The 22555-nt window shown below is 58.7% G+C and carries 21 protein-coding genes; 15 read left to right on the top strand and 6 right to left on the bottom strand.

Features of this window, described 5'->3' with window-relative positions; all coding sequences use genetic code 11:
• Window positions 1-17 precede the first annotated feature (17 nt).
• The 8 genes from G518_RS0116520 to G518_RS35490 all read left to right on the top strand — a co-directional run bounded on the left by G518_RS0116520 (window position 18) and on the right by G518_RS35490 (window position 9873).
• Window positions 18-1160, top strand: a complete 1143-nt coding sequence (locus G518_RS0116520) for an ABC transporter substrate-binding protein (protein ID WP_028603507.1) — start codon at window positions 18-20, stop codon at window positions 1158-1160.
• Between the two features lie 11 nt (window positions 1161-1171).
• Complete coding sequence (locus G518_RS0116515) at window positions 1172-2038, top strand: branched-chain amino acid ABC transporter permease (RefSeq protein ID WP_028603506.1); 867 nt, start codon at window positions 1172-1174, stop codon at window positions 2036-2038.
• Window positions 2038-2979, top strand: coding sequence for a branched-chain amino acid ABC transporter permease (locus G518_RS0116510; RefSeq protein ID WP_169457958.1), 942 nt, complete (start codon window positions 2038-2040; stop codon window positions 2977-2979). The genes G518_RS0116515 and G518_RS0116510 overlap by 1 nt, the downstream gene beginning before the upstream one ends.
• A complete protein-coding gene (locus tag G518_RS0116505) occupies window positions 2976-3722 on the top strand; it encodes an ABC transporter ATP-binding protein (RefSeq protein ID WP_028603504.1) in 747 nt (248 codons plus the stop codon). The genes G518_RS0116510 and G518_RS0116505 overlap by 4 nt, the downstream gene beginning before the upstream one ends.
• Window position 3723: 1 nt before the next feature.
• Window positions 3724-4443 (top strand): ABC transporter ATP-binding protein, encoded by a 720-nt coding sequence (locus tag G518_RS0116500; RefSeq protein WP_028603503.1) that lies wholly within the window; start codon window positions 3724-3726, stop codon window positions 4441-4443.
• Between the two features lie 312 nt (window positions 4444-4755).
• Complete coding sequence (locus G518_RS0116495; protein ID WP_028603502.1) at window positions 4756-5796, top strand: MerR family transcriptional regulator; 1041 nt, start codon at window positions 4756-4758, stop codon at window positions 5794-5796.
• Between the two features lie 35 nt (window positions 5797-5831).
• On the top strand, window positions 5832-7247 hold the full coding sequence (locus G518_RS0116490; RefSeq protein ID WP_028603501.1) for a carotenoid oxygenase family protein: 1416 nt from the start codon (window positions 5832-5834) through the stop codon (window positions 7245-7247).
• A gap of 226 nt (window positions 7248-7473) precedes the next feature.
• Window positions 7474-9873 carry a DUF3772 domain-containing protein gene (locus tag G518_RS35490; protein ID WP_036595021.1) on the top strand — a complete coding sequence of 800 codons (2400 nt, stop codon included), beginning with the start codon at window positions 7474-7476 and terminating at the stop codon, window positions 9871-9873.
• Window positions 9874-9905: 32 nt separating this feature from the next.
• Here G518_RS35490 and G518_RS35485 read toward each other — a convergent pair whose 3' ends face one another.
• From G518_RS35485 to G518_RS0116460, 5 genes are all read right to left on the bottom strand, one after another.
• Window positions 9906-10790: an enoyl-CoA hydratase/isomerase family protein gene (locus tag G518_RS35485; RefSeq protein WP_051236843.1), complete on the bottom strand. Its 885-nt coding sequence runs from the start codon at window positions 10788-10790 to the stop codon at window positions 9906-9908.
• 73 nt (window positions 10791-10863) lie between these two features.
• On the bottom strand, window positions 10864-11829 hold the full coding sequence (locus tag G518_RS0116475; RefSeq protein ID WP_036594975.1) for a Bug family tripartite tricarboxylate transporter substrate binding protein: 966 nt from the start codon (window positions 11827-11829) through the stop codon (window positions 10864-10866).
• A 34-nt stretch (window positions 11830-11863) separates the two neighbouring features.
• Window positions 11864-12859 (bottom strand): NADPH:quinone oxidoreductase family protein, encoded by a 996-nt coding sequence (locus tag G518_RS0116470; protein WP_028603499.1) that lies wholly within the window; start codon window positions 12857-12859, stop codon window positions 11864-11866.
• Complete coding sequence (locus G518_RS0116465; RefSeq protein ID WP_028603498.1) at window positions 12856-13614, bottom strand: crotonase/enoyl-CoA hydratase family protein; 759 nt, start codon at window positions 13612-13614, stop codon at window positions 12856-12858. Before G518_RS0116465 ends, G518_RS0116470 begins: the two co-directional genes overlap by 4 nt.
• Complete coding sequence (locus G518_RS0116460) at window positions 13611-14270, bottom strand: TetR/AcrR family transcriptional regulator (protein ID WP_051236873.1); 660 nt, start codon at window positions 14268-14270, stop codon at window positions 13611-13613. The genes G518_RS0116465 and G518_RS0116460 overlap by 4 nt, the downstream gene beginning before the upstream one ends.
• 126 nt (window positions 14271-14396) lie before the next feature.
• Here G518_RS0116460 and G518_RS0116455 point away from each other — a divergent pair, with 126 nt between their 5' ends.
• The 7 genes from G518_RS0116455 (at window position 14397) to G518_RS35480 (ending at window position 20976) form a co-directional block, all read left to right on the top strand.
• Window positions 14397-15620, top strand: a complete 1224-nt coding sequence (locus G518_RS0116455) for an acyl-CoA dehydrogenase family protein (RefSeq protein ID WP_028603496.1) — start codon at window positions 14397-14399, stop codon at window positions 15618-15620.
• On the top strand, window positions 15617-16804 hold the full coding sequence (locus tag G518_RS0116450) for a CaiB/BaiF CoA transferase family protein (protein WP_028603495.1): 1188 nt from the start codon (window positions 15617-15619) through the stop codon (window positions 16802-16804). The genes G518_RS0116455 and G518_RS0116450 overlap by 4 nt, the downstream gene beginning before the upstream one ends.
• Complete coding sequence (locus tag G518_RS0116445) at window positions 16797-17687, top strand: MaoC/PaaZ C-terminal domain-containing protein (RefSeq protein WP_051236841.1); 891 nt, start codon at window positions 16797-16799, stop codon at window positions 17685-17687. The genes G518_RS0116450 and G518_RS0116445 overlap by 8 nt, the downstream gene beginning before the upstream one ends.
• A 41-nt stretch (window positions 17688-17728) precedes the next feature.
• On the top strand, window positions 17729-18877 hold the full coding sequence (locus G518_RS0116440; RefSeq protein ID WP_028603493.1) for a CaiB/BaiF CoA transferase family protein: 1149 nt from the start codon (window positions 17729-17731) through the stop codon (window positions 18875-18877).
• Between the two features lie 57 nt (window positions 18878-18934).
• Entirely contained in the window at window positions 18935-19378 is a 444-nt protein-coding gene (locus G518_RS0116435) for a PaaI family thioesterase (protein WP_051236839.1), read from the top strand.
• An 81-nt stretch (window positions 19379-19459) separates the two neighbouring features.
• On the top strand, window positions 19460-19855 hold the full coding sequence (locus tag G518_RS0116430) for a DUF1398 domain-containing protein (protein ID WP_028603491.1): 396 nt from the start codon (window positions 19460-19462) through the stop codon (window positions 19853-19855).
• 203 nt (window positions 19856-20058) lie between these two features.
• Window positions 20059-20976, top strand: coding sequence for a DMT family transporter (locus G518_RS35480; protein ID WP_051236837.1), 918 nt, complete (start codon window positions 20059-20061; stop codon window positions 20974-20976).
• Window positions 20977-20988: 12 nt separating this feature from the next.
• On the opposite strand, the gene G518_RS0116420 is transcribed toward G518_RS35480, so the two are convergent.
• Window positions 20989-22182: a serine hydrolase domain-containing protein gene (locus G518_RS0116420; RefSeq protein WP_245597987.1), complete on the bottom strand. Its 1194-nt coding sequence runs from the start codon at window positions 22180-22182 to the stop codon at window positions 20989-20991.
• Window positions 22183-22555: the final 373 nt, after the last annotated feature.

Here is a 22555-nt window from a genome sequence, read left to right as displayed (position 1 = left end):
AACAACGGAGAAATGTCATGAAACTGAAAACAATCATCCAAGCCGCACTCCTGTCTTGCGCCTCGACGCTTGCAGCGGCCCAAACGGTACAGATTGGTGTGCCGGCAATCCAATCCGGTGCTATGGCCCAGTTCGGGGCGAATTTTGTAAATGGAGTCAACGCCGCGGTCCAGGAAGTCAACGCCGCGGGTGGCATCACAGTTGGCGGAAAAAGGCACAAGGTGGAGGCCGCCTTTTGCGATACCCAGGGCGACTCGGCCAAGTCAGCGGCCTGTGGGCGCCGACTTTCATCGCAGAACAAGGTGAGTGCCATGGTCATGGCCACCAGCATTGAGACTTTCCCCATTATTGGCTTCAACGCCACGTCCAATCCTCCGTTTGTCGTCGTCACCTCTTCTGCATCGAACAAGTTGGTGCAGGCGAACAACCCTCTTGTCGTGCGGTACTGGTACAACACCTACAGCTACATGCCCGGCTTGACCGCCAAGTTCGCACAGGTCTTCAAGAGTGAGGGCCGCAAGACTAGCAAGGTCGGCTTCATGCAAAGCGAAGACGAGTTCGGCAAGGCCTGGGTGGAGACCTTCTCGGAAGGATGGAAGAAAGCCGGTGGCCAGGTTGGAGCCTTGTCCACCTGGGTGATCGGCGCGACCGACTTCTACCCACAACTCACCTCGTTGTTGCGCGACAAGCCAGATCTCATAGGATTGCCGGGCGCTTGCCCCACGATCGCACCCATCATCAAGCAGTCGCGCGAGCTCGGCTTTACGGGTGACTTCATTGTCGACCTCGCGTGTGACCCCCACGAGCTGGGCAAGTTCGTCAAGGCCGATCAATACAAGAACTCGTATTTCCTGGGCTCGCAGTGGAACCTGGATAGCGCGGCCGCCAAGCGCTTTAGAGAGCAGTACGCCAAGGTCAGCAAAACCGATCCAACGGTGATCAGTGTCGACGGGTATGGACAGACGATGCTGGTGCTCAAGGCCATGGAAAAAGCCGGCACTATCACCGATGCGTCCAAGATTCGCCAGTCCATGGGTGAAGTTCTCGCAGGTGACTGGAACCTGCTTGGCATCAGCAACCTTCAAGCCAACGGCGAAACCACGGCTAATGTCTTTCCGCGCCGCTTCCTTGACGCAGGAAAGATGGACAACCTCAACTGAGGCGTAAGTTCATGCACGATTTCGCCCAAATTCTTGCCAATGGATTGATGGCAGGGTGTGTCTACGGACTCGTGGCCGTGTCTCTGGCGCTGGTATTCGGGGTTCTGGAAATACCGCAATTTGCCTTTGGCGCGCATGCGATGATCTCGGCATACGCGCTGGCCTACCTGACATCAAACGAGTTTTCGTACTTTACGGCTCTGGCGATGTCGGTTCTGGTCGGTATGGGGCTGGGCGCGATCGTGCAGTATCTGGTTTTCGAACCGCTTCGCGACAAACCCCATGCCACGCTGTTTATCGCGGCCTTCGGCTTGCTGCTGATTCTGCAAGGCATTGCCTTGCTGACGTTTGGACCCAACCCCATGGTGGTGGAGCCGCCTGTGTCTGGTGCGGTTGAAATCATGGGAGCCCGGGTGACCTATCAGCGCCTGATTATCATCGCCGGGGTCCTGCTGGCGGTCATGGGCTTGAACGTCTTCCTGACGAAGACGCGCCTGGGGCACGCGATCCGTGCGGCCGGACAGAATCCGTTCGGTGCGCTCGTGGTGGGCATCTCGCCGCGGAAGATCGCGATGCTGACGATGGCGGTGGGCAGTGGTTTGTCGGCGGTGGCTGGCGGGCTGCTGGCGCCCATCTCGCAGGTCTATCCCACCATGGGGGATTTTCTGGTCCTCAAGGCCTTCATCATTGTGGTGATGGCAGGCATGGGCTCCATCAATGGTGCCCTGGCGGCGGGGCTTTTTGTCGGCATTACCGAATCCTTTGGGTCAGCATATTTCTCCCCCCATATCCGTGATGCCTATTCGATTATTTTCCTGATCGCCGTCTTGATCTTCAAGCCCAGTGGCGTCTTTGGAAAGGCTGGGAGGGTTGGATGATGGAGCGCAAATCCTTGTTCGTGTGGCTGGTGGTCTTCTTTGTACTGGTCCCGCTTTTTTTCGGGTCAGACTATCACCTCCAACTGGCCACCCAACTGCTGATTTTCGTCATTCTGTTCGTCGGGGTCGATATCGCTGTGGGCCATGCCGGTCTGGTATCGGTGGCGCATGGCGCCTTGTTCGGCGTGGGTGCCTATGCCACGGCGGTGCTAACGGTAGACCATGGACTAAATTTCTGGTGGAGCATTCCTGCAGGCATTGCTCTGGCTGCGATTTTTGGACTCCTGATCGGGGTGCTTACGCTGAAGCTCGCGGGGCACTACTTTGTGATTGCCACGATGGCGTTTGCGCTTCTGATTCACATTGCGGCCAAGAATCTCAACATTACCCATGGCGAACTCGGAATTTCCAACATCGCCAAGCCGGGTGTTCTCGAGTGGCTTCCAGAAAACCAAGCCTTGGCCTTCTATTTTTTGATCGCCGTTGTTGCCTTGGTGGTCACAGCCATTTATTTCTGGCTGATGCGGTCTGCATTTGGCCGCCGCCTGCGGGCCATCCGGGACAACCCCTTGCTGGCGGACGCCATTGGTATTGACATCTCAACGGCCAAGCTTTTGGCATTCGTGGTTAGCGCGTCCATCGCCGCCATTGCGGGTTCATTTCATGCGGTATTTCTCACCTATATCAACCCCGCCGTGACCGGCTATGAACTAGGGTTTACTGCGTTGATGGCACTGATCATTGGTGGTCGTACCACCATCGGCGGGATCATTATCGGTGCCTTCATCTTTGCCATCCTCCCTGAGATCCTGCGCGATGCGGAGCAATACAGGCTGGTGATCATGGGGACCATCCTGATCGTCGTTGTCCAGCGCGCACCGTCTGGCATCTATGGAAAGCTTGTCGAATGGTCAGACCTGATTCGAAAGTGGCGTTCATGAGCGAAGTTCTTTTGAAAGTCGACAATCTGAGTCGGTCGTTTGGTGGCCTGCGCGCTGTATCCGAGGTCAGTTTTTCCGTTCACACTGGCGATATCTATGGGGTGATCGGTCCGAATGGAGCCGGCAAGAGCACGCTGTTCAATGCGATCGCCGGCGTGATCCGGCCTAACGCTGGGAGGGTGTACTACCAAGGGCAGGATGTATCCACGCTCGGAGCATTTCGGAAATGCCGCCTGGGTATTGGGAGAACCTTTCAGTCTTCTCAATCATTCGGCCATCACACCGTGGAGGAAAACCTGCAGGCTGCAGCGTATGGTCCAGCCTCGTCGATCTGGTCCTGGATTCGATCCCGGCTGACCGATGCAGAGGCAGGGCAAGTGGAATTGGTATTGGAGCTCACAGGTCTTGCCCCGTTGCGGGACCAATATCCAGCTGATTTGAACAACCTGGAACTCCAGAAACTGAGCATTGGTATGGCGCTGGTGAATCAGCCCCAACTGCTTTTGCTGGATGAGCCGTCCGGGGGATTGATTGAGGCCGAGGTCAACCTATTGAAGGAATTCCTGCGCGGTCTCAATGCCAAAGGCATCACCTTGTTACTCATCGATCACAAGATGAGCCTGGTGATGGATCTCTGTAATGACATCACGGTCATCGCTGCTGGAAAATACGTCGCCAGCGGCAATCCCCAGAGCCTGTTGATCAACCCTCTCGTTCGTGAAGTTTATCTCGGGCACAACTGAAATGAGTCAAGCACTACTGAGCGTCTCGGGGCTTTCCGTTTCCTATGGAAAAAAGGTTGCGGTGTCGAATGCGTCGTTGCGCGCGGAGCCCGGGGAGTGCGTGGCACTCATTGGCACGAACGGCGCGGGTAAATCGTCCTTGCTGAAGACGATTTCCGGTGTCCAGGCCATGACCTCCGGCCAAGTGGAGTTCAATGGGGAAAATTGCAGTGCCTGGGATACAGCGACAGCCGTTCGGAATGGCCTGATTCTGTGTCCGGAGGGAAGGCAAATATTTCCGCGTATGAGCGTGCTGGACAACATCACCTTGGGCGCGTTTCAGCGCCGGCTGTCCAAGCACCAGTTGCAGGAGGAGCTGTCCAAGCTGGAGGCATTGTTTCCCATTCTTCGTGAGCGCCGCCAGCAGGAGGTCGGGACTTTGAGCGGCGGCGAACAGCAGATGGTTGCCATTGCGCGCGCCTTGATGGGTGCGCCCAAATTACTCTTACTTGATGAACCATCGCTAGGACTCTCTCCTATCATGACCGACAAGCTTTTTGAGATTATTCGTGCAATCGTGAATCAAGGATGCACCATCTTGATCGCAGAGCAGAATGTTTATTCCACTCTCAAATGTTCAAGCCGGGCTTATGTCGTTGAGTCCGGAACGGTTTCGGATTCATACACAGCTGATGAGGTGGTTCGCGATCCCCGTTTGCTTCTAAGTCTTCTAGGCCAATAAAGAGGTTCGTCACGCATTTCCGGGGGACGACCATCCCCTGTCTGAGTGCCGACTCAGCGTGCTGCGTCCTTGGGTACCTTCAGTGCGCGCGACTTAATCTTGACCGATGTGGGTTTGGCGGAGAACCAGCGAAGGCAAACGCACGCCATGCTGAGGGGCCTTCGTTAGATTGCCTCTGGCCAGGCCGGTAACCTCGCTGGCTGAGTTCGCGGTTTGGTTGGTGAACCAAAAAAAACATGCGGGACTCTCAAAAACAGCTTGACCCTCTCGTTACGGAAGGGTCTAGGATGCTTTCTACTTGGAAGGTAAAGCATGTTTTTGAAGATTGGCGAACTCGCTCGGCGTACCGGATTGACCGTACGCGCCTTGCGGCATTACGACGACATCGACCTGCTGAAGCCGTCTGAAAGGTCCAGTGGAGGATACCGCCTATACGGCGGCAAAGACGTGGCGCGGCTCTACCGCATTCAGGCCTTGAGGCGACTTGGCCTGTCGCTGGCTGAAATACACGGTTTGCTTGACAACGCGGCCGGCGGGATTTCGGAAGTCGTGGCCCAGCAAGTTGCGCAACTCAACCGAGAAATTGAGCAGGCATCGATGCTGCGCACTCATCTGCTCACAGTACAGAGCCAGTTGCAAGCCAGTGAAGAACCGGACATTGACGACTGGCTCCTGGCGCTTGAAAGCATGGATGCGGGCTCGAAGTACCTCAGCGACGATGACCAGCGCACGCTCAAGACTCAGCGGGAGGGTTTCGCGAATGCCGTGGTGCAGGAGCGCACCGAACTGTCGGCATTGTTGCAGCGCTTGGTTGCGGCCGGCGTTTCGCCTGAAGACCCGCAGGCACAGACTCTGGCGCAACGTTGGATAGAGCTGTTGCTCGAAGAGGCTGGCGGCGACGAAGGTCTGTTGATGAAGCTCTATGCCATGCACTGGAACGAGCCGTCGCTTCACGCGATGACCGGCGTTGACCGCACGGGCATTCGGTATATCTCGCACGCGATGGCCTTCGTGCGCCTGCAACTCTACGCTCCTTACTGCAGCGCTGAAGACATGGCCACTTTGCGTCGGCATTACGTGGCGCAGACCGATGCATGGCCACCGCTCATCGCCGAAGTGCGGCAACAGATGCTGGCGGGAACTGCTTCCAAAGGGGCCGCCATGCGCGCGCTGGCGTTGCGCTGGCAAGCGCTCTCGCTCGCCAAGGCTGGAGGTGATATCGCGTTGCACGCCAAGCTGCAAAGTGCGTTCCACCACGACGCGACTCTGCGGGCTGGCTCTGGCATCGACGAGGCATTGGCTGCCTATGTGGGGCAAGCCATCGCCGATCTGGACGGCGCATCTATCTTCTGAACAAGCCCCAAGAATTTTTCGCTGTGAACACCTCAATGCAGAACAATCCTCACTTTTTTACAGGCAACTACGCGCCACTCACCGAGGAGCATGACATCTCGGCGCTCCATATCGAAGGCAGTCTGCCCCCGGAGCTTTCAGGCAGTTTGTACCGTGTCGGCCCCAGCCCGCAATACGCACCGCGCGACAATAACTACCACTGGTTCTCTGGCGACGGCATGGTGCATGCATTTCACATCGACCAGGGCAGGGTGTCCTACAGCAACCGTTGGGCGCGCACCCCGAAATGGCAGCTTGAGAATGCAGCAGGACGCGCGCTCTTTGGAACCTTCGGCAACCCCGCCACCAGCGATCCACTGGCGCAAGGCCAAAACGGTGGAACTGCCAACACCAGCATGCTGTGGCATGGCGGGCGGCTGTTCGCGCTGGAAGAGTCGCATCAGCCTTTTGAGCTGGACGCTCATACACTGGCCTCCAAAGGTCACCAAAGTTTCGGCGACCGCGTGACCTCGCGCTGCACCGCACACCCGAAAGTAGACCCCGAAAGCGGCGACCTGCATTTCTTCGCGTATTCACCCGACGGCCCTTGCTCGCCGACCATGCTCTATGGCGTGATGGATAAGGACTGTGAGGTCACGCGGCTCGAGTCATTCACGGCGCCGTATGCCAGCATGGCGCACGACTTCATGGTGACGCGTGGGCATGTTCTTTTCCCGGTCACACCGCTGACGCTTAGCGTAGAACGCGCCATGCGTGGTAAGCCACTGCTAGCATGGGAGGCGGGCCTGCGAACCCACGTTGGCGTAATGCAGCGTGGCAGTGCGGCGGAGACCCTGCGCTGGTTCGACGCCGACGCCTGCCACGTGTTTCATGTGATGAATGCCTGGGACGATGGCACCACCATCGTGGCCTATGTGATGCAGTCGGACACAGCACCCGGCTTGCCTGATGCTGAAGGCCGTCCCGGAGACCCGGCCGCCATGGCCGCGCGCCTGTGCCGCTGGACTTTCAACTTGAGCAGCTCGGACACTGGGTTCCAGCGCGAGTACCTGGACGACTTGGCGGCGGAGTTCCCGCGCATCGACGAGCGCTACACGGGCAGGCGTAACCGCTACGGCTTCTACACCTGTCATGCGACATCGCGCGCGCGGGACGACTCGGAAAGCGTGCTCTACGACAGCCTCGCTGGTTTCGACTTTGATACCTGCAAGCGCAGCATGTACACGCTGCCGCAGGGGGACGTGGTGTCCGAACCGGTTTTTGTACCACGCTCGACCGGCGCAGCTGAAGGCGACGGTTGGCTGCTTGCCGTTGCATGGCGTGAAAAGGAAAAACGCAGTGACTTGCTGGTTTTTGATGCCACGGATCTGCCGACAGGCCCGGTTGCGGTCGCCCATTTGCCGCACCGCGTGCCGTTCGGGTTTCATGGGACTTGGCGGCCGGGCCGGTAAGGCCCCACTGCTTGCGCTTGCCGCGGATCACCACTCCGCGCACCGTTCGAGCTACCGCGAAATCAACCGAAGGGCGTGAGTTGAAATGACCCGTTGCTTGCGCGCAGCTAAACCCCTCAATTCGATACCCTGCCAAGCATCATCATGAAGCATTTTGAAACATAGGTTGGCCTATTAAGCGCAAGCTATCCGTGAATCGCTTCACCGGCCTCCTATGATGCTGCAGATGACCTGGATCCATCGTTGCGCTCTCGCCTTAGCTTTCCTGTCCTGCCTGGTGCTGCCCACGGTTCAGGCCCAGCCTGCTGTGGCGGCTTCGGCGCCGGTTGTGCCGGGTGCACCGGCGCTGGCTGCCGATGCACCGCTGCCCGATGTCGAATCCCTGCGCAGCCAGTTCGAACGATTGCCCACGACCGCTGTGGGCAACGAAGCCGTGAGCGCGCTGCTGAGCAGCTATGCCGCACTGAACGCAGATGCCGCCCGCATCATCGCGGCGCGCACCGGCCAGCTAAAAGACCTGAATGCGCGGCTGGGTGAGTTAGGTGCAGCCCCGGCCGCCGGCGCTAGTGAAGACCCGGACATCAAGCGTCAGCGCCTTACGCTGACCCGTGAGCGCAACGCGGTGGATGCAGACATCAAGCTGGCGCGGCTGATCGTGGTCGACACCCAGCAACGCAGCGAGGCATTGCGCGCCCGCGAGCGTGATCTTTTTGCCGCGCAACTGACCGACCGCGCACCGTCACCCCTTGGCGGCGCGTTCTGGAGTGAGCTGGCCGATGCCTGGCCGGGCGACCGCGCGCGCTTGGCACCGTTGGCGGCAGAGTTGCAGGCCGCAGGCGCTCGTTTGGCGACACCCGAGCACCGTGGCGCCATGCTGCTAGCTCTGGCCCTGGCGCTGCTGGCGATCACCGTAGGCGACGTTCTGGCCGAACGCGGGCTGGCCCGTCTGGCGCAGCGTCTGCTGCCGGGCGGCCGCCTAAGACGCTCGTTGCTGGTCATCGCCATCGTCGCCGTCAATATGGTGGTGGTGGCGCTCGCCCTGCAGGGATTTTTGCAGACCTTGCAGGAGCGCGCTGAGTTTGGCCCGCTGTCGGGCAAGCTGATTGCCTTGGTCGATGAGTCGGTGCTGTACATCGTATTTGTGACCAGCTTGGGCCGCGCGCTGCTGGCGAACGCTCGCCCGTCGTGGCGGCTGCCACCCCTCTCCGATGCACAGGCGCTGAGGCTCAGCCCTTATCCCTGGCTGGTGGCGTTGCTCGGAGTGCTGGTCTGGGTGCCCACGCAGGTGGCAGCCATCGTCCAGCTCAGTACGGCCGCGGTACATGCCAGTCAGGCCATCACCGCGATGGCGCTGGTGTTGTTGATTGCTGCCATGCTGGCACGCCTTCACATGCCGGAGCAGGCGCAGGAGGACGAGGCGGAACCGTCCGGCCCGCGCCCGTTGTGGGAGGGGCTGGTGCTGGGCCTGGTTGCGTTGGTGCTGGTGGGCGTGGTGCTGCTGGTGGTCATCGGCTATATGAGTGTGGCCAGCTTGCTCGCGATGCAACTGGCCTGGGCGGGGTTGGTGGGCATCAGCTTCTACGTGTTGTTCAAATTCGCCGACGACCTTTTCATGGCGCTCGTGTCCTCGCGCAGCAACGTCGGTCAGCGCCTGCAAAAGAGCTTCGGTTTTGCGCCAGCTACGCTGGATCAGGCCGCCGTGGTGCTGTCGGCGCTGTCGCGCGTGCTGTTGTTTCTGTACATGCTGATCGCACTCGGCACGCAACTGGGCACACGGCCGGACGAAGTGCTCCAGCAAAGCGACCGCATCAGCGCCGGCCTCACCATAGGCGAGTTCCAGATCAAGCCGGCCGCCATCTTCAGCGCGCTGGCTGTGCTGATTGGCGGCTTCGTGGCACTGCGCGTGTTCCAGCGCTGGCTGCGCGAGCGCTACTTGCCCACGACCACGATGGAGCCGGGCATGCAGAGCTCGCTGTCCACCCTGCTGAATTACGCGGGCGTGGTGCTGGTGGTGGCCGCCGGGATGTCCGCCATGGGCATTGGCATCAACCGCATAGCGTGGATTGCCAGCGCCTTGTCAGTGGGTATTGGCTTTGGCTTGCAGGCCATCGTGCAGAACTTCATTTCGGGCCTGATCCTGCTGGCCGAGCGACCCGTGAAGGTGGGCGATTGGGTGGTGTTGGGCACTACCGAGGGGGACATCAAGCGCATCAACGTGCGAGCCACCGAGATCCAGCTTGGTGATCGTTCGACCGTCATCGTGCCGAACTCCGAGTTCATCACCAAGACCGTACGCAATATGACGCTGACCAGCACCGAAGGCCGCGTGCTGATTCGCCTGCCCATGCCGCTGTCGACGGACGCCAAGCTGGTGCGCGAGCTGATGCTGGCCGCCTGCCGCGCCCACCCCGGCGTGCTGGAGTCTCCGGAGCCGTCGCTGAGCCTGGAGGGTATAGAAAATGGCAGCCTGATTTTCCAGGCCACCGCTTATGTCGCCAGTCCGCGCCTGGCCAGCGGCGTGCGCAGCGATTTGCTCTTCACCATGCTGGACGACTTCAAGAACGCCAACTTGCCACTTGCCGTGCCCACCATGATGATGACCAGTCCGCCGTCGCCGTCACCTTGAAGTGTTCTTCATGGAAGGGGTTGCGGGGAGATTCAGGTGTCTCCCGGTTCCGAGGTGCGAGTACCTTGCCGCTTGGCAAAGAATTCCTGGACCAACAGTTCGCGTTCCGGGCTAGCCAGACACCGGAGGAACGAGTTCAGCTCGAATTCCATTCCTTCATCAAATGGGGCTTCCATGGCTCTGGCGATCGACTCCAAGGCCAACCTGGGTGCCAGTGCGCCACCGATTTTCTGTACTAGCGCGGTACGCACCGCGTTGAGTTCCGCACGGGATGCCTTGACATCGTCAAGGGCTGTCGCATCACGTGTTCGGCGCAACGGAGTTCTGGTTCGTACCAATGAACGCGCGAGGTCTACTGCCGCAAGGGCTTCGGATCCATCGTCAACAACTTGGTCAACCAAGCCTATATCCAAGGCTCTTGCAGCGTCAACGAAATCACCAGTTGCGATCATCATTGCAGCGATTGATGCCCCCACAAGGCGCGGAAGGCGCTGAGTGCCGCCACCGCCGGGAATTAACCCAAGCTTCACCTCCGGTAAGCCGAGCCTGGCCGACCGACCAGCGATGCGGGAGTGCGCCCCCAATGCCAGCTCGAGGCCACCGCCCAATGCCGCTCCGTGAATGGCGGCCACCACGGGTTTATCACCGACGTCGATCTGATGCGCGATAGCTGCTGTCCAAGGCTGCTCTCTCAGCTTGCTGAACTCGCGGATGTCGGCGCCTGCGCAGAAAAAACGGCCCTCGCCGCATAAGACAATTGCGGATACGGCGGGGTCATCCAATACTATCTTGAGCTGGGCATGGAGTGCCTGTCTCAAACCATTGGACAAGGCGTTCACTGGCGCATTGTTCAGCGTCAGGATCGCCACGTCGCCGTCAAGGGTGTAGCGAACAAGGGGGGCCGTGCGCTCAGTCATTTCAGCCTACTGGAAGAGCCGTGCCCCCGGGTTTGTATAACGCATGCTGGATACCTCTGGGCGGTTGAAATATTTACATCTTTGGAATTTTGAATTCCTTGACCAATCGAGTTTCGCGCTTGATTTCAGCTTCCTGGAACTTGCGAAGCGCAGCGGCGTCGCCGAGGAAGGCACTGAAGTTGTTCTTGTCCAGGTACTCTTTGCTTTCGGCATCGCCGTAGACTTTGAGTAGCGTTTGTTCAAGCGTGCCGCGCACAGATGCTGGCGTGCCCTTGGGCGCAAAGACTGCCCACCATGCCACTTGGAAAAAGTCCTTGTAGCCGAGCTCTTGCAAAGTAGGGACATTTGGCTCACTGTGCATGCGCTTTTCTGCGGTCACAGCCAGCAGGCGGATCTTGCCAGCCTGGATGAGCGGCGCTGCCGCACTGAGCTCGACGATGGAGAAGTCCACCTGCCCACCTGCAAGGTCTGCGATGGCTGGCGCCGATCCCTTGTACGAAATTTGTGTTGCTTTCCCGCCAGCGATGGAGAGAAGCCACTCGGTCGCAATGTTGTAGGTCGCGCTGCCGCTGGCGTAGTTCAGCTTGCCCGGATTGTTCTTGGTGTCGTTGAGGAGGTCAGTCGCGGTTTTGAAAGGCGAGTTCGTTGGTACAAAAAGGCCCATTGGCGAGTACGCGACTCGCGCCACAGGTTGGAGATCAACCAATGGGTCATAGGGAAGCTTCTCATAGAGCGCGACGTTGGTGGATACAGGGCCATTCGCAGCCCACAGAAGCGTGTAACCATCGGAAGGGGCATTGATCACGGCCTGAACCGCAATGATGGCATTGCCGCCGGCACGGTTTTCGACAACCACGGGCTGTTTGAGAGCCGCCTCAAGTCGACGCGCGGTGTACCTGGCAACGGTATCCGTGCCAGAGCCCGGTGGGTAGGGAACGATCAGCTTAATTGGTTTCTCCGGATAAGCCGGTTGAGCGGTTGCGAGAACGCCGGTTGCGGCGAGCGTAAGTCCGACTAGCAGGGTTTTTAGAGCTGACACGGTGTCTCCTTCGTTGGTAATTGAAATGGTTGAATCAGGGGTGCAGTACGCTTCTTCCGATCACGCTTTGCGCGGAAAGCGCGCTTAGCGCTTCCTTGAAGTCGGCGAGTGCGTAGGCTTGGTGGGTGCGCGGGCGCAGTTCGCCAGCTGCGACCCATCCGAGCAACTCTGAAAAGGCTTCTCTCACCTTCTGCTCCATTGCAGGCGGCGGCGATTGGCGTGCCCAGCCCATGTAGTAGCCCCAGTAGATGCCGATGATGGTCACGTTCTTGACCAGGACAATGTTGGCCGGCACGGTGGGAATGGTTCCGCCCGCGAAGCCCATGGGAATGATTCGGCCGTCTGGCGCAATGCATCTCAGTGACTCATCAAAGGTGCCGCCACCGACGGGATCGAATATGACGTCTGCACCTCGGCCGTCCGTTGCGGCGAGCACTGCCTCCCGGAACCCGCCTTGCTTGTAGTTGATCAGCACGTCGGCTCCGTGCTCCTCAGCCACGCGCAGCTTGGCGTCGGTGCTTGAACTGGCAATGACACGAGCGCCCAGTTTTTTCCCGATTTCTATGGCCGCAAGCCCGCTGCCTCCCGCCGCACCGTGGACGAGCAGCGTTTCCTGAGCTTGAAGTTGTGCGCGCCATTTCAAGGCGCCGTAGGCCGTCGCGTAGATGGTCGGAAAATGCACTGCAGCGTCGAAGCTCACGGAAGCCGGTAGAGCAAACACGTTGCGCTGAGGTGCAACCACCTCTTGCGCAAATCCCCCGGTCCGAACGCCCGCAACCACGCGGTCACCTGGTTGGAACAGAGTGACAGCAGGCCCACATTCCTCCACGACGCCGGCAATCTCGGTTCCTGGCGTAAACGGTGGTTCCCAACGGTTCTGATGCTTGCCTTCAATGACAAGCAGGTTGGCAAAACTCACGCCCGAGGATTGAACACGGATACGGACACCGTCCTCGGTCAGAATGGGTGCAGTAACTTCGCTGATTTGAGCGTTGTTCAGCCCGAATTGCGTGACTACGACCGCCTTCATTGGAGCGCTCCGTGACGCCCACTTCCGGAGGCGAATCGCGCGGCACCCTCGCCGGCCTCGAGAGTTTTTGCTTTGGCCGCGAAGGTGTCCTCAGCAATCAATGCGGCAGTGAGGTCCATGCCTTCTTGATGGTAGGCCGACATGCGATCCGAGCGCATCGCGACCTGCGGGAATTCACACATCATCTGCGCCAGAGATTCCGCCTCCGTGCGAGATTGGCCGTCTTCGACAATGCGATTGGCCAATCCCATGGCGAGGGCCTCTTCTGCGCCCACTTTGCGGGCAGTAAGCAACATATCGAGCGCGCGGCTGAGCCCGATCAGACGTGGCAGGCGTACCGTAGTGCCATCGCTCATGGGTACCCCCCATCGGCGCGAGAGCACAGCGAACGTGGCGGATCGCTCGACGACACGCAGGTCGCACCAAAGTGCAACGCCCAATCCACCGGCGCACGCGTACCCCGCGATGGCCGCAATGACGGGTTTGGCGAGCGGGCGGGACAACGGGCCGTGCTCTCCAGCCCAAGCGTCATAGACGGTGCCGGAAGCCAATTCCTTCAAGTCAGCGCCCGAGCAGAAGGCATCGCCTGCACCGCAAAGCACCGCTACGCGCGCACTCTCATCCATCTCGAATGCCCGCAGCGCTACACCCAGTGCCTCCGTCGTTTCCAGATCAAGGGCATTTCGAACCTCTGGGCGGTTGATGATGATCGTCGTGACAGCGCCGGTTTTTTCGACCAGTATCTTGGAAGTCATGGGACCGCCTTGAGGTTGCGTTCAGGCAGGAAGGCATGAATGGCGAACCGACCGATTTCCTCTGCCAACTTCTGGCGCTGCGCCGGCGTTTCACCTTCTCTTGGGTGATACCAGCGAGAGGTCCAGTTCAGCGCACCTAAGAGTGCCTTGACTGCAATTCGTGGATCGACCTTGCGAAAGTCCCCAGATTTCATGCCTGCCTGGATCACATCAAGATAGAGTTTTTCGTTGCTGTCCCGCAAAGCAACCACGCTCGCTATTTCGCGACGTTCTTCTTCTGTGGTTCGGCTGCCCAGTTGCATTTCTAGCCCTTGCGCTGCTACCCGCAGATAGTCAAGGTGCTCCATCACCAACAAGGTATGAGCAACAGACATCTGTTCGAGCCGTTGACGAGGTGTACCCGGCCCCGTGGCAATGCTCCCGATCGCCTGGCGAGTGAGTTCCATGGCGCGGCGTTGCACAGCGAAGAACAAGTTGGTCTTGCTGCGGAAGTGGTAATAAATGATTCCCTTGGACGCGGCGCCGTAGTTGTCGCTGATGTCGTCGAGCGACGTGAGCGCGAAGCCCTGCTTCATAAAAACAGCAGCGGCTGAATCCAGGATGCCCTGTTGCTTCTCGTCTCCGGCGGGTGTGCCGATCTCTCGCTTTCGTCCCACGCTGTACTCCAATTTCTGGGCTGAGCTGCCTGTTGCAAAGAATTGCTGGCGCAACGGATTGTTGTGCGCTAAAGTAATGCTACTACGTAGTAGTATAAAAAGTCCAGTATTTCTTTGAGGCAGCAAATGACTCCAGACAACGATCCGCTGACGCATCTCGACTGGCCCTTCATGGAGCCCAAACACCGGCTCCTTGCCTGTGAGCTGGAGGCTTGGGCGCGAGACCTGCGTATTCCGCAACTGGAAGATCACCAGCCTTCACGCGAGACCGTAGATAGCGCATGCAGGCAACTGGTCAAGGCACTCGGCGACGCGGGATTTCTCCGCCTTTGCGTGGATCTGGGGGGAGGCTCGGATTCCCGGCTGGACACTCGGTCGATCTGCATTGCCCGGGAAATCTTCGCCCGGCACCATGCCCTTATGGATTTTGCGTTCGCGATGCAGGGTCTGGGTTCAGGTGCCATCTCACTCGTGGGAACCGCTTTGCAACGGTCTCTCTATTTGAAAGACGTCGCAGCCGGAAAGCGCATCGCCGCATTCGCGCTTTCCGAGCCTGACGCGGGGTCCGACGTGGGCGCCATGCAATGCACGGCGGAGCGGATTGGCGAGAGTTTTGTCCTGAATGGAGAGAAGACCTGGATATCCAACGGAGGCATCGCTGACTTCTACGTGGTTTTTGCGCGAACCCCTGGAAGCCAGCGATCGAATGGAATATCAGCGTTCATCATCGACGCAGGAACCCCGGGTTTCGAGGTAGCTGAACGAATCGATGTCATTTCTCCGCATCCTCTGGCGCGTCTCAGCTTCAAGGGCTGCCGGGTGCCCGAGGCCCAACTTCTGGGGGAGGAGGGCGGTGGTTTCAAGTTGGCTATGCAGACGCTAGACATCTTTCGTACATCAGTGGCGGCGGCCGGACTCGGGTTCGCTCGCAGCGCAATGAATGAAGCGCTCTACCGCGCCAACACGAGGAAGATCTTCGGCTCCACTCTGGGTTCGCTTCAGCTAGTTCAGTCCAAGATTGCGCAGATGGCCTGTTCGATTGACTCTTCAGCCCTTCAGGTCTACAGGGCGGCTTGGTTGAAAGACCAGGGAAAGCGTGTCACCCGGGAGGCGGCGATGGCCAAGCTCGTCGCCACCGAGTCCGCGCAGATCGTGATCGATCAAGCAGTGCAAATATTCGGTGGCGAAGGTGTCAGGGTTGGCTCCAAGGTCGAACAACTCTATAGGGACATCCGCGCCCTTCGTATCTATGAGGGGGCTACCGAAGTGCAGGAAGTGATCATCGCAACCGACGTCCTCAGGAGCGCACAACGCGCAAATCAAGCTTCCGTTTCAGAGGTGTGCGCATGAGCGGCGCATTGACAGGGATCGTGATTGTGGATGCGTCCAACTTTGTGTTTGGCCCGGTATCCACTCAGCTATTGGGTGACATGGGGGCTGATGTCATCAAGGTAGAGCCACCAGAGGGCGACCCGACACGGGGAATCGGAGCCAGTCGGACAAAAGGAATGGGTTCGTTTTTCCTGAACCTGAACAGGAACAAGCGGAGCGTGGTTCTTGATCTCAAGTCTCCAGAAGGGGCCAGATCATTGCGTGAACTGCTCTCTACGGCAGACGTCTTTGTTCACAACATGCGGAGCTCGGCCCTCAAAAACTTGGGTTTGACCTTCGAAGCCCTGCATGCTGAGTTTCCTCGGCTTGTTCACGCATCGGCGCAGGGGTTTGGCTCAGGTGGCCCCTACTTCGACAGACCGGCGTATGACGATGTCATCCAGGGGTTAAGTGGTATTGCGGGTCTGAATGCCGCTGCATTCGGGCAGCCTGCGTACGCGCCCATGCTGTTGACGGACAAGCTCTGCGGCGTTTATCTCGCTCAAGCCATTACTGCGGCACTACTGCACCGCGAGCGGGAAGGTGTCGCGCAGAAAGTAGAAGTCCCCATGCTGGAGACCATGGCGTCGTTCAACTTGCTTGACCATCTGGCTGATGGCGTTCTACAGTCGTCGCCGGATGAGGTAACAAGTTGGAGGGGCTATGCCAGGGTGTTCAATCCCAGCCATAGACCGCTCCATACCAAGGATGGTCACATCAGCATCATTGCGAACACAGATTCACAATGGAGACGACTGTTCGAGTTAATAGGGAAACCTGAACTTTCAGATGATGAGCGATTCAGGACCATCGGCGACCGCATGCGGCATGTCGGGACGCTTTACACGATCGTTGAAGAAGCCCTGAGCGAAGGGACTTCGCAAGAGTGGCTTGAAAAGCTCGGGGCGGCCGATGTGCCTTGTGGGCCTATACACGATCTGGATGCTCTGCGGACGGACCCCCATCTTGTGCAGACTGGATTTTTCCGTACCTTCTCGCATCCAAGCGAGGGCGCTCTGGTCATGCCGGCACCTCCGATCGGCTTCTCAGCGTCACCAGCTTCGGTCCGACGTGGCCCGCCGAGACTTGGTGAACACAATGCGGAGGTCATTGATCCAGCGCGCGTGCCGAGTGCGCCAGGTGAAGGAGAAATCCGTGGCTGACTCAGGTGTCGCGTGCGCAGTTCCGGAGATGGAGTTGCTCAAGGGCAAAACCTTCCCGCCTGTGAGTCAAACCTACGGCGAACGAGATTGCATCCTCTATGCCTTGGGCCTTGGGATTGGAAACGATCCATGTAACGTTGAGCAACTGCGTTTCGTGCAAGGCAGCAGGATTTCCGTACTGCCCACGATGGCCGCAGTCCTGGCAAGTCCTGGTGAATGGATGCGTGATCCGTCTCTCGGGATCAAGTGGGAGCGGTTGGTCGCACTTTCACATCATCTTGATATTTTCCGCCCCATCCCATCGGCTGGAACGGTTCATTCGCTGGTCAAGATTACCGATGTGTTTGATCGCGGGCAGGCTCGTGGAGCGTTGATCCGCTGGCAGCGGGAGCTGATAGACACCTCAACCCAGGAGTGCCTGGCCATCCTTAGCGGCCAGGCGCTTGCCCGAGATAACGGCGGCTTTGGCGGGCGCGCTGCACCCGTGGTTGTGCGCGACACCGAACCAGATGGCCCGCCGCAGATTCGCTTTAGATGGACTACGCTGGAGATGCAGGCGCTGCTCTATCGCTTGTCCGGTGATCTCAATCCTTTGCATTCAGATCCTGGGGTTGCGAAGGCGGCCGGGTTCGAGAAACCCATTCTCCACGGCCTGTGCAGCCTGGGCGTGGCTTGCTTCGCGATTGTTTCCACGGTGTGCCAGGGCGATACTGCAGCGATCAAGCAGATCTCCGCACGCTACACCGGCGTGGTTTACCCGGGGGAGACTCTGGAAGTTCAAATCTGGAACGATGGTCCGAATGTGCGCTTTCGTTGCCGGGTTGAAGAACGAGATTCAGTTGTGCTGAACGGTGGCACAGTGCAGCGCCTCGTGCTGCAGTAGTGAGAAAAATGGCTTAGGTTATTGAACAATTGGAGAAGAGTATGAGCTACCCCCTCAAAGGAATCACAGTCATAGCCGTCGAGCAAGCAGCGGCAGCTCCCTACGCATCGAGTCGTCTGGCCGATGCCGGTGCCAGGGTTATCAAGATCGAGCGGCCACAGGGTGACTTCGCGCGCGGCTACGACAATGCGGTCAACGGCGACAGCACCTACTTCGTCTGGTTGAACCGTGGTAAGGAGTCGGTTGTCCTTGACTACACAAAAGATGAGGATGGCGCCCTTTTGCAAAAAATGATTGCAGGAGCTGACGTGCTGATCCAGAACCTTGGACCTGGTGCGGCTGCGCGGGCAGGATTTGGCTGGGAGGAGATGCGCAAACTCCATCCACGTCTTATCACGTGCGATATTAGTGGGTACGGGGAAGGCGGGCCACGTTCGGAGATGCGCGCGTACGACTTGCTTGTACAAGCGGAGAGCGGCATCTGTTCGGTCACCGGCACACCGGAGGCACCTGGGCGCATCGGCATCTCTGCCTGCGACGTGGGGACAGGCATGTATGCGCACGCAGCCATTCTTGAGGCTTTGCTCCAGCGCGAGCGAACAGGCGAGGGAAGTGCCATCCATGTGTCGTTGTTCGATGCCATGTGCGACTGGATGACGGTGCCGCTCCTGCACTATGACTATGCGGGTACCGTCTGGCCCCGGGTTGGACTTGCTCATCCCACCATTGCTCCTTACGGCGCATTCCCGGTGGGCGGCGAAGTAGGCGAAGCACGCAGCGTCTTGATAGGCGTCCAAAACGATGGAGAGTGGAGCCGATTCGCAGCGAAGGTGCTCGAACGGCCAGACCTTTTGGAGCGCCCCGAATTCGCCACAAACATGCTGAGGGTCGAAAACCGGGAGCAACTCGACGCAGAAATCAAGATGGCGCTTGCGAAGACTTCCCCCGAAGACGTGCGCATGAAGTTGCAGGCTGCGCAAGTAGCTTTTGCCGAGGTGAATGGAGTGAAGGAGCTGTCGTCGCATCCTCATCTGCGCAGAGCATCTGTATCGACCACACACGGAGGCGCGGATATCGTGGCTCCCCCTGCGATCTTCCGAGGAGAACCGAGAACACTGGGTCATGTCCCTGGCATCGGGCAGCACAGTGCGGCAATTCGCGCTGAGTTCAGCCCACCCAAGAAAGCGTGACGGTAGCTATTCAGGCTTCATACTGACGCTGATCGATCATTGAAAAGGTGCTGCACGATGGATCTGGATAACTTCGCTGGTAGCAGTCATGCTGCGCCGGAAGGATTTGTTGACTACATTCCCTCTAGCGAGTTCATGCGAATGATAGGGCCGGTCTATGCTCGTCTGGAGGCGGACAAGACGACCACAGTGGCCTTGTTTGTTCGAGCGGAACACCTGAATTCTCACGCCGTTGCTCACGGCGGCATGCTTGCGACTGTTATCGATAGCGCCCTTGGATTCAATGCATCGCGTATCGCCGGGGCCTCCACTGTCACGGCCAACCTGAGCATCACCTACCTGGGCGAAGTCAAGGAGGGCGACTGGCTTCAGGTCGGAGTGCGGGTCGATCGATTAGGAAAGCGACTTGTCTTTCTCAGTTGCAGAGGGCAGGTTGGTGAGAAGACCGTTGTGAAGGCGGACGGTGTCTTTGCTGTTAAAAATAGGGTTGGAGTGACCTAAGCATTGGAGAGAATCTATTGGCTTCAGGAAATTCCTAATATCCCTCCAACCAAGCACCGTCAGCAAGGAAGAGCTAGTCATATGAACGAGAACACCCGTGCCGTCATTCAGTCCACCTTCGAGGCATCGAACAATGGAAGCATTCATTTCGGTGAGGTGATTGCACAACTCACGGCTGTTGAAGTCGAGTCCTATCACGTTGACTACCGCTCAGGCCGTACTACCTATTACCTACCGGATGGCGCCTTCCTGGATTTCGGCTTCGAGCGGCCAGAACGCGGTGTTGCTGAAGCGTTTGACGGTGATGCAGTGCGGTCCGCCATTCGGGGCGCACAACAGGGCAGGGTGATGTACCCAGAGTTCAAACGACTCACCCAAACCGCAGGTTGCGTCGGCTATACGGTCTGGCTTGCCGGGCGCCATGTCGTCTACCTTGGCCGCAAGGGAGAGACACACATCGAGCGTTTTCCGGCTTAAGTTCCAGGCCCTATATCATCGGTCGTGCTAGAGGCCGAATTAGTGGCAGCCGAACGTGAAGCGGGAAATTCAGAACAGCATCAGGCCTGCTTGTGGCCCCTCTGAGCGCTGCAGTTTTGAGCCGGGCGTCTCTGGAAAATTTCTCTATAAAGCTCTTGAATCGACTTCTACCGAGCGTGCACTGTATTGCTAGCGCGTAGCCTATGAAAATCCAACCCGACCGGCGAAATGCCTACATAGGTGTCCTGTGCGGCCTCGCCGTCGCATTGATATGGTCTGGCTGGACAGTCGCTACACGCTTCGCGGTCACCACCCGCCTGGGCCCGCATGATGTGACGTTCTTGCGGTTTGGTGTGTCGGCCATGCTTCTTTGGCCTATCCTTTTGCGCAAGGGGCTTGGGCTTCAGCAGATTGGCATTTTTAGGCTTTTAGTCATGGTGATGGGTGCGGGAGTGCCCTTCATGCTGTTGGCCTCAGTGGGTATGCAGTTTGCGCCTGCCTCGCATGTCGCGACGCTGATGATCGGAACCATGCCCATCTGGGTGGCCTTTCTTTCCGGGCTTTTGTTCGGCGAAAAATTCACGAGCCGGCAATTGAATGGCATGGGCGTCGTCGTCGTTGGTGTGATCTGTATTGGTGGCTATTCCTTAATCGCAAACCGCGCTTCAGGGGAGTGGCGAGGCGATCTATTGTTCTTGCTGGCTGGCCTGTTCTTTGCAAGTTTTACCGTGGCGCAGCGCAGTTCTGGCATCAGTCCATGGCATGCCACCGCACTGGTCAACTGCCTATCCGCGCTATTGTTCGCGCCGATCTATTTTTTCTGGCTGGAGCCAAAAATATTCACTGCACAGCCGGCAGAGCTTGCATTCCAGGTGCTGGCGCAGGGCGTCATGGTCGCGATTCTGGGGATGTACTTTTACGCAGAATCCGTGCGCCGGTTGGGCGCACCTCGCGCGGCCATCTTTGGCGCACTCGCTCCAGCGCTTGCCGTGCTGATAGGCATGGTCGTGCTCAAGGAAACTCCCGCATGGCTGACGCTTTTCGGCATCGCCCTGGTCATGAGTGGCGTTGCACTTGTGGTGACGTCACGTCGCGCAGAAACGAAAGCACCAGGCTTCTAAACACCCAAGGCTTTAACGCCTCTTCATCAGATGCAGTGCCAAGGCGTGATATGCCGGCAGGGAAGTGGGGTCATTGGCTGCATTGCCCGCAACCGGGTGCGAGGCAAATCGCGCAATGACCATTTCGGCTTTGGGATCGATGTAGATGGTTTGGCCGTGTACGCCCCTGGCGGCGAAGGCTCCGTGCGCGTTGTGCGTGATCCACCACATATTGCGATAGGTCCAGCCGGGCAGTAATTTATAGCCCGCCTTGGCAAAGTCGGCGGGGTTGCCGCCGCGCCGGATGTCGGCCACCGCCTCAGCCGGAATGATTTGCTGCCCGTTCAAGGCACCGTTGTTCCGGATCATTTCACCGAAGCGTGCGAGATCACGCAGTCCGGTGTTCAAGCCACCGCCGGCGAAAGGTGTGCCGATCGAATCGACCGACATGTAGGCATCCTGCTCGGCACCCAGACGGCTCCAGATGCGTTCTGACAGCAACTCAGCTACCGACTTGCTGCTGACGCGCGCAATGATCCATCCGAGCGCATCCGTATTGGCTGTACGGTAGCCGAAAGCCTCGCCGTGCGCGCCCTGGGCCTTCACGGTCTGAAGAAATTCGTAATAGCTTCGCGGGCCGGTGTAGTCTTTCGGCTTCGGCAGGGGATTGCCGGCAGCTGCATGTGCCCACACCTCGGCGTTCGGGTCCGCGTAGTCTTCACTGAACCGGATGCCGGTGGTCATGTCCATGACTTGGCGAACGGTGGCGCTGCCAAAGGCTGATGACGCGAGTTCAGGTACGTAGTCCGCGACACGGCGTGATGGATCCAGCTTGCCTTCGGCTACAAGCGTGGCCGCGAGAGTTCCGATAAACGACTTGGTTACCGACATCGCCCCGTGTTGCCCTTGTGGCTTGAGCACTCCGAAGTAGCGCTCATAGACGACCTTACCCTTATGCAGAACCACAATGCCATCGGTGTAGTTCGCCTTGAGAGATTCCTCCCAGGTCATTGTTCGGTCAGAGCCCAGTGGCTGAAAGACCACGCGGTCAATGTCCTCACGTGCTGCCCGCCTTAGTGGCGTTGCAGAGCCCAGACCGCGCGAGATACTCACCGTAGGCATCAGCTGCCGGAAGTTGGATACGCTCCAGCGCATTGCCGGGAATCGAAAATACGAACCGTCTTCGAAGCGCAGTATGCGATCAGGGGGAGGTGGCGAACCGATCATCCAGCCTAGTTTGGCGGGGTCGCTGGCATCGGCGTCGGGGTATGTTGGCGAATCCGGCGGGGAAGCCGCAGATGCCGCTCCAACTGCGAATGCAGAGATCGCGGGGAGCAAGTAGCTCAATAGTCTTCTGGACAACATGATGGGTTTCCTGTCTTCGGGCACCGACCTGTGCTCATTGTGTCATGCCGACTTGGCGATTCGCAGGGAGGCCTGTGTATGTTAGGGCGTGTTCACACTAAATTCACCCCCGCGTGAGGTTCTGGCGATCCGCAATCAAGGCGCAAACCGCAGCCGGGTTGGACACCCGGTGAGGGTTTGCAACGCCGAGTGCGGTTTGCCAGAGCCTCACCCTTCGGGCCGGGGTTTGCCGGGC

It is taken from the genome of Ottowia thiooxydans DSM 14619 (assembly GCF_000422885.1).
Taxonomy (GTDB): domain Bacteria; phylum Pseudomonadota; class Gammaproteobacteria; order Burkholderiales; family Burkholderiaceae_C; genus Ottowia; species Ottowia thiooxydans.
The sequence above is the reverse complement of the archived record's forward strand: the minus strand, read 5'-3'. Positions and strand labels throughout refer to the sequence as shown.